At 69.5% G+C, this 6,917-nt stretch carries 4 protein-coding genes; all 4 read right to left on the bottom strand.

What is annotated here, in order from left to right:
* Positions 1-401: 401 nt before the first annotated feature.
* Positions 402-1,412 carry an alpha/beta hydrolase family protein gene (locus FG99_RS00825; RefSeq protein WP_051878306.1) on the bottom strand — a complete coding sequence of 337 codons (1,011 nt, stop codon included), beginning with the start codon at positions 1,410-1,412 and terminating at the stop codon, positions 402-404.
* Between the two features lie 198 nt (positions 1,413-1,610).
* On the bottom strand, positions 1,611-3,200 hold the full coding sequence (locus tag FG99_RS00820) for an ABC-F family ATPase (RefSeq protein WP_024128333.1): 1,590 nt from the start codon (positions 3,198-3,200) through the stop codon (positions 1,611-1,613).
* Between the two features lie 260 nt (positions 3,201-3,460).
* Positions 3,461-4,990, bottom strand: a complete 1,530-nt coding sequence (locus FG99_RS00815) for an FAD-dependent oxidoreductase (RefSeq protein ID WP_043266629.1) — start codon at positions 4,988-4,990, stop codon at positions 3,461-3,463.
* 85 nt (positions 4,991-5,075) lie between these two features.
* The gene (gene ssuD, locus FG99_RS00810) at positions 5,076-6,212 is read right to left on the bottom strand and encodes an FMNH2-dependent alkanesulfonate monooxygenase (protein ID WP_043266627.1); all 1,137 of its coding nucleotides are present in this window, start codon (positions 6,210-6,212) and stop codon (positions 5,076-5,078) included.
* Positions 6,213-6,917: the final 705 nt, after the last annotated feature.

The raw sequence follows: 6,917 nt of genomic DNA, 5'->3' as shown, positions 1-6,917 counted from the left end.
CTGCTCCACCCGCGCCATTCCCATGTAGGAGCGCGCCTGCGCGCGATTCGCGGGCAGGGCCCGCTCCTACAGTTCCAGGAAAGCCCCGTAGGATGGGTTGAGCGAAGCGATACCCATCACAAAGCACGGGCGTAGGAGCGGACCTTGTCCGCGATGGCCGGATGTTCCGGCGCGGTTCGTGGATGAGATCCGCTACGCTGCTCCACCCGCGCCATTCCCATGTAGGAGCGCGCCCTGCGCGCGATTCGCGGGCAGGGCCCGCTCCTACAGTTCCAGGAAAGCCCCCGTAGGATGGGTTGAGCGAAGCGATACCCATCACCACACTAAGCCACATCAAGCCCCTCCGACAGAACACCCTTCGCGAGCAAGCTCCTACAAACCACGCCCCCCCGCGACAAACCTCAGCGCAACGTCGCCTGCACCTGCTCCGGTTCCAGCGCCTCGTCGAAGAAGCGCTGCGCATCGCCGATCAGGTGACGGTGAATGGCTACCCGGTCCACCCCTTCGGCGTCCTTGCACAGGCCCGGAGTGGCGGCGGTTTCCTCTTCGTTGCAGGGAGCCATGAAGACGAAGTGGCCGGCGCCCAGCAGCACGTGGAAGTCGGCGCTGCGCGGCAGCTTGCGGGCCAGGGCGGCGGCGTTGCGCGTCCAGTCCAGCACCTTGTCGGCGTCGCCGCTGTAGATCAGCACCGGGACGTTCACGTCGGCCAGTTCGCGGCTGCCGAACATCAGCCCCAGCGGCGCCAGCAGCATCACCGCGCCCACCCGCGGGTCGGCCATGGGCGCCAGGTCGTTGCGGTCGGCCAGCAGCTCGCCGCCGGCGCTGCAGGCGTCGCGGTCGTCCGGGCGTTGCGTGCAGTAGCGGCGCAGGCGCTCCAGGCGCGGCTGGGCGCCGGCGAGGATCAGCGCCGTCTCGCCGCCGGCGGAGTAGCCGATCACGCCGATGCGCCGGGGATCGAGCAGCGGCGCCAGGCGCTCGTCGGCCAGGGCCGCGCTGATGGCTTCGGACACCTGCAGCGGACGGCCGTAGAGGTTGCTCAGGGCGCCCAGGCGGCTCTGGTCGTGGAGGTTGTCGCCGGGGTGCAGCAGGGTGACCACCACGAAGCCGCGCCGGGCCAGGGCCAGCACCAGGTCGCGCAGGGCCAGCGGGGTGCCGCCGTTGCCGTGGGAGACGACCAGCAGCGGGTGGCGCCCGGCCACCGCCGGGGCTTCCTCGGCCAGCGGCAGGGTGAACGGGCCGAGGGTGGTGGGGGCGGTTGGCGCCCGCGTCGGGTAGAAGGCGATGGCGCGCATCGGCTGGTGGTCCAGCGGGTCGTCGAGGGTCAGGCGATGGAAGCCGACGTTCAGCGTTTCGGCGCCGGCCGCCAGTGAGAAGATCAGTAGCACAACGCAACAGACGAATCGCCCCAACATGGTGCTCTCCACCCCCAACGCAGCCTCTGGATCGGGCGTTGCCGGGCGCCTGGGCGCGGCCGGCCGCCGCGGTGCGGACATCCTTGCAGGGTACGCGCCAATTTCGCAGGCGTGCGGGACGGCGGATCGACGGTGGGGAAGGGCGTTGCGGGGAGGGCGGGGGCAGGGGATGCCGGCGCGGCATCCCCTGCGGGGGCATCAGACGATCACGCCCTGGCTGCGCAGGTAGTCGTCGTAGCTGCCGCTGAAGTCGGTCACGCCGTTTTCCGACAGCTCGATGATGCGGGTAGCCAGGGAGGACACGAACTCGCGGTCGTGGCTGACGAAGATCAGCGTGCCCGGGTAATTTTCCAGGGCCAGGTTGAGCGCCTCGATGGACTCCATGTCCAGGTGGTTGGTCGGTTCGTCCATCACCAGCACGTTGGGCTTCTTCAGGATCAGCTTGCCGAACAGCATGCGGCCCTGTTCGCCACCGGAGATCACCTTGACCGACTTCTTGATGTCGTCGTTGGAGAACAGCATGCGCCCGAGGGTGCCGCGCACCAGTTGCTCGCCGCCCTGGGTCCACTGGGCCATCCAGTCGAACAGGTTGTAGTCGTCCTCGAAGTCCTCGGCGTGGTCCTGGGCGAAGTAGCCGACCTCGGCGCTGTCGGTCCACTTCACTTCGCCGGTCTGCGGCGGCATCTCGCCGACCAGGGTGCGCAGCAGGGTGGTCTTGCCGATGCCGTTGGGGCCGATGATGGCGATGCGCTCGCCGGCTTCCACCTGCAGGCTCAGGTTCTTGAACAGGGGCACGCCGTCGAAGCCCTGGCTGACTTTCTCCAGGGTCACCGCCTGGCGGTGCAGCTTCTTGAACTGCTCGAAGCGGATGAACGGGCTGACGCGGCTGGACGGCTTGACCTCTTCCAGCTGGATCTTGTCGATCTGGCGCGCGCGGCTGGTGGCCTGCTTGGCCTTGGAGGCGTTGGCCGAGAAGCGGCTGACGAAGGTCTGCAGCTCGGCGATCTGCGCCTTCTTCTTGGCGTTGTCCGACAGCAGGCGCTCGCGGGCCTGTTCGGCGGCGGTCATGTACTCGTCGTAGTTGCCCGGGAACAGGCGCAGCTCGCCGTAGTCCAGGTCGGCCATGTGGGTGCAGACGCTGTTGAGGAAGTGACGATCGTGGGAAATGATGATCATGGTGCTGTTGCGCGCCGTGATGACGTTTTCCAGCCAGCGGATGGTGTTGATGTCCAGGTGGTTGGTCGGCTCGTCGAGCAGCAGCAGGTCCGGGTCGGAGAACAGCGCCTGGGCCAGCAGCACGCGCAGCTTCCAGCCCGGGGCCACGGCGCTCATCGGGCCGAAGTGCTGCTCCAGGGGAATGCCCAGGCCCAGCAGCAGCTCGCCGGCGCGGGACTCGGCGGTGTAGCCGTCGAACTCGGCGAACTGCACTTCCAGCTCGGCCACGGCCATGCCGTCGTCCTCGCTCATTTCCGGCAGCGAGTAGATGCGGTCGCGCTCGGCCTTGACCTTCCACAGTTCCTCGTGGCCCATGATCACGGTGTCGATCACCGAGAAGTCCTCGTAGGCGAACTGGTCCTGGCGCAGCTTGCCCAGGCGCACGCCGTTTTCCAGCATGACCTGGCCGGAGGAGGGCTCCAGCTCGCCGCCGAGGATCTTCATGAAGGTGGACTTGCCGCAACCGTTGGCGCCGATCAGGCCGTAGCGGTTGCCGTTGCCGAACTTGACGGAAACGTTCTCGAACAGCGGCTTGGCGCCGAACTGCATGGTGATGTTCGCTGTGGAAATCAAAGTTTTACCTATCAATGACTGGCGAGCCGCTGGGCCGGTCTGGCAGCGGGCCGATACCGATTCGATACCAATGTTGGCTTTCCGGGCCCGTTGACATGGGCGCCGGGGGAATCCAGCGGACGTGCGCGAAGGGCAGCATCTGGACGCGATGTCCAGGCTTTTGCGCTTGAAGAGCGGGGGACATGCCGGACAGGCCGCGGATTATCTCATAGGTGGGCCTGTCCTTGCATGGCGGGTCGCTTTGCGGTGGTGGCCAGCCGTCAGCCGGGCGTCTGCTGCTCGAAGGCGGCCTCGGCCTCCAGGCTCTGCCGGTCGCGCCCCACGGTGGCGACGGCGAGCGCCTTGCCGTCGCGCCAGTAGGTCACCCGGCAGTCGTGGGCGGCGGGGTCGCCGTCGATGTCCACGCGGTCCCAGCGCTGCGCGTGGCCGACGTAGTCGATGGTGGTGTCGTACTGGTGCGTCCAGAAGAAGGGCACCGCGGTGAAGCGCTGGGCGTGGCCGAGGATGTTGCGCGCCGCCGCCATGCCCTGGCGCTCGGCGACCGCCCAGTGCTCCACGCGGATCGCCTCGCCGCTGCGGGCGTCCGGCCAGCGGGCGATGTCGCCCACGGCATAGACGTCCGCGGCGCTGGTGCGCAGCCAGGCGTCCACCAGCACGCCCTTGTCCAGCTTCAGGCCGGCGTCGCGGGCCAGCTCCAGCTCGGGGCGGGCGCCGATGCCGATCACCACCAGGTCCGCCGGCAGCGCGCCGCCAGTGGACAGCCTGACCTGCCGCGCCTCGATCGCCGTGACCTCGGCGCCGAAATGGAAGCCCACGCCATGGGCCTCGTGCAAGGCCCGGAGCATGTCGCCCAGGGCCTCGCCGAAGACGTTCTCCATGGGCCGCGCGCCCGGCGCCACTATCTGCACGTCCAGGCCGCGGCTGCGCAGCGAGGCGGCCACTTCCAGGCCGATGAAGCCGGCGCCGACCACCACGCAGCGGCGGGCCGTGGCGCAGCGGGCGATCAGCTCGTCGCAGTCGGCGAGGCTGCGCAGCACGCGGACGTGGGGCAGGTCGGCGCCGGGCACGTCCAGGCGCGCTGGCGCGGAGCCGGTGGCCAGCACCAGGGCGCCGTAGTCCAGTTCCTCGCCGCTGGCGAGGGTCAGCTTCTTGTGCGCCGTGTCGATGTGGCTGACGCGGGTGTCGCAGCGCAGCTCGATGCGCTGGCTGGCGTAGAAGTCCGCCGAACGCAGTGGCAGCCAGGCGGGGTCGGCGCTGCCGGCCAGGTAGTCCTTGGACAGGTTGGGCCGGTCGTAGGGCGCGGCGGGGTCGGCGCTGAGCAGGGTGATGGGCCCGTCGTAGCCCTCGTGGCGCAGGCCGAGGGCCGCCGCGTTGCCGGCGGCGCCGCCACCGATGATCACCACCGAGGCCGGTACCTGCGCGTTGGCCGGCAGGTCCGCCGGGGCGGCGGGCAGGGGCGCGCCGACGTAGGCCTTGCCGTCGCGGCAGTCCACCTGCCAGCGCGGCAGGTCGTCCAGCGCCGGCGGGGCGAGCAGGCGCCCGTCGTGCAGGCGGAAGCAGGCGTGGTGCCAGGGGCAGCGCAGGGTGTCGCCGTCGACCAGGCCCTCGGCCAGGGGCGCGCCGTAGTGCGGGCAGGTGGCGCCTATGGCGTACAGCTGCCCGGCCTGGCGCACCAGCAGCGCCGCTTCGCCGCCGACGTGGCCGGCGAGCGGGCTGCCTTCGGTGATGTCCGCCAGGGGCACGCCCTGGGCGAAGTCGGGGCCGGGCGGGGACGATGGATGGTCGCTCATCGCTCTCTCCTCGTCTTTTCCTGAAGGTCACCGCTTCAGGATAGCCCCCGCGCCCGGGCGGGCGCCTACGCTCGTCGAGGCGCGGTCAGGCCGCGTGCTCCTTGCCTTGTCCCGCGCGCACGTCGAAGGCGCCGCCGGTGACCACGCCGTCCACCGTCACCCGGCCCTTGCCCGGCAGCAGCGGGAACACCAGTTCGGCGAAGCGGTAGGCCTCCTCCAGGTGCGGGTAGCCGGACAGCACGAAGCTGTCCACGCCCAGCGCCGCATACTCCAGCAGGCGCGCCGCTACCGTCTGCGGGTCACCGACCAGCGCAGTGCCGGCGCCGCCGCGCACCAGGCCGACGCCGGCCCACAGGTTGGGCGCGACTTCCAGGCGCTTGCGGTCGCCGCCGTGCAGCGCGGCCATACGCCGCTGGCCTTCGGAATCCATCTTCGCGTAGTTGGCCTGGGCCGCGGCGATGGTGGCGTCGTCCAGGTGGCTGATCAGCTCCTCGGCGGCGGCCCAGGCCTTCTCGTTGGTCTCGCGCACGATCACGTGCAGGCGCACGCCGAAGCGCACCGTGCGGCCATGGCGGGCGGCGCGCTGGCGCACGTCGGCGATCTTCTCGGCCACCGCTGCCGGCGGCTCGCCCCAGGTCAGGTAGGCGTCCACGTGCCTGGCCGCCAGCTCGTGGGCGGCGGGCGAGGAGCCGCCGAAGTACAGCGGCGGGTAGGGCTTCTGCACGGGCGGGAAGAAGTTCTGCGCGCCGCGCACCTGCAGGTGCTTGCCGTCGTGGTCGACGGTCTCGCCGCCGAGCAGGCGCCGCCAGATGCCGAGGAACTCGTCGGAGGCCTCGTAGCGTTCGTCGTGGGAATAGAAGACGCCGTCGGCGGCCAGCTCGGTGGCGTCGCCGCCGGGCACCACGTTGAGCAGCAGGCGGCCGCCGCTGGCCTGGTCGAGGGTGGCCGCCTGGCGCGCCGAAGCGGTGGGGTTGCCCAGGGAAGTGCGCAGCGCCACCAGCAGCTTGATGCGCCGCGTCACCGGCACCAGGCTGGCGGCGGTCACCCAGGGGTCGAGGCAACTGGCGCCGGTGGGGATCAGCAGGCCGTCGTAGCCGAGCTGATCGGCGGCCACGGCGATCTGCCGCATGTATTCGTTGGTCGCCGGGCGGCCGCTGTCGGAATGGCCCAGGTAGCGGGTGTCGCCGGAAGTGGGCAGGAACCAGAAGATATCCAGACTCATGATGTGTCCTCGTTGCCATCGTCGAAAGGGGCAGGGCCCCATGGGTGCACGCGTGGCGGGGAGTCTTGTTGGAATGGGCGAACGCTCGCGGAGGGCGCCGACGCCGCGCTGGGATGCGGGCGTGGGATTCGCAGTGGGAGCCGTTGAAGCGCTAGCGGCTGTCAGGCAAGCCCCATGCCAGCGACGCAGGTGCCGTGGCGCGGGGCCTGGCGAGCTGCGGGCGGTGGCACGCTGTTGCTGGGTGGGCAGATTGTTGGATAGCTGTTGGCAAGCGGACAGTTGGTTCATGCTGGTGCAGGAGAAACGCCATCCTACGGGGACATGCCGTGCCTCGTGGCGCACACGTAGGGCGAATAACGCTCCGCGTTATCCGCCGTTTAGCGGTGATCCCCGGCGGCGCCGAGGTCGGCCTGGACCTTGTCCGCCCTGCCGGCGGAATCGCGGATGAATCCGCTCCAGTTCCAGGGAAGCCCCGTAGGATGGGTTGAGCGAAGCGATACCCATCACAGTGACCGCATGGGTTTCGCAAGCTCAACCCATCCTACGAAGAGCATTTCGGCGCGGGGCAGGGCAGTCGCTAAAGTGGTCGAGGCTTAGATTCTTTATTCACTACGGTTATTGGCTAAGCACTGGAATGCATATCCATCCCGTGGTTTTCCCTGCCGCTTGAGCAACTGTCGCTGCCATGACGTCGAATCCGTCGTC

This window comes from Pseudomonas sp. AAC (genome assembly GCF_000725445.1).
In the GTDB taxonomy this organism is placed as follows: Bacteria; Pseudomonadota; Gammaproteobacteria; order Pseudomonadales; family Pseudomonadaceae; genus Pseudomonas; species Pseudomonas citronellolis.
Note: the sequence above shows the minus strand (reverse complement) of the source record. Positions and strands in the feature narration are given on the sequence as shown.

Coding starts and splice junctions, on each gene's coding strand:
- FG99_RS00815 (WP_043266629.1), bottom strand. CDS start 4,990: ATGAGCGACCATCCATCGTCCCCGCCCGGCCCCGACTTCGCCCAGGGC.
- ssuD (WP_043266627.1), bottom strand. CDS start 6,212: ATGAGTCTGGATATCTTCTGGTTCCTGCCCACTTCCGGCGACACCCGC.
- FG99_RS00825 (WP_051878306.1), bottom strand. CDS start 1,412: ATGTTGGGGCGATTCGTCTGTTGCGTTGTGCTACTGATCTTCTCACTG.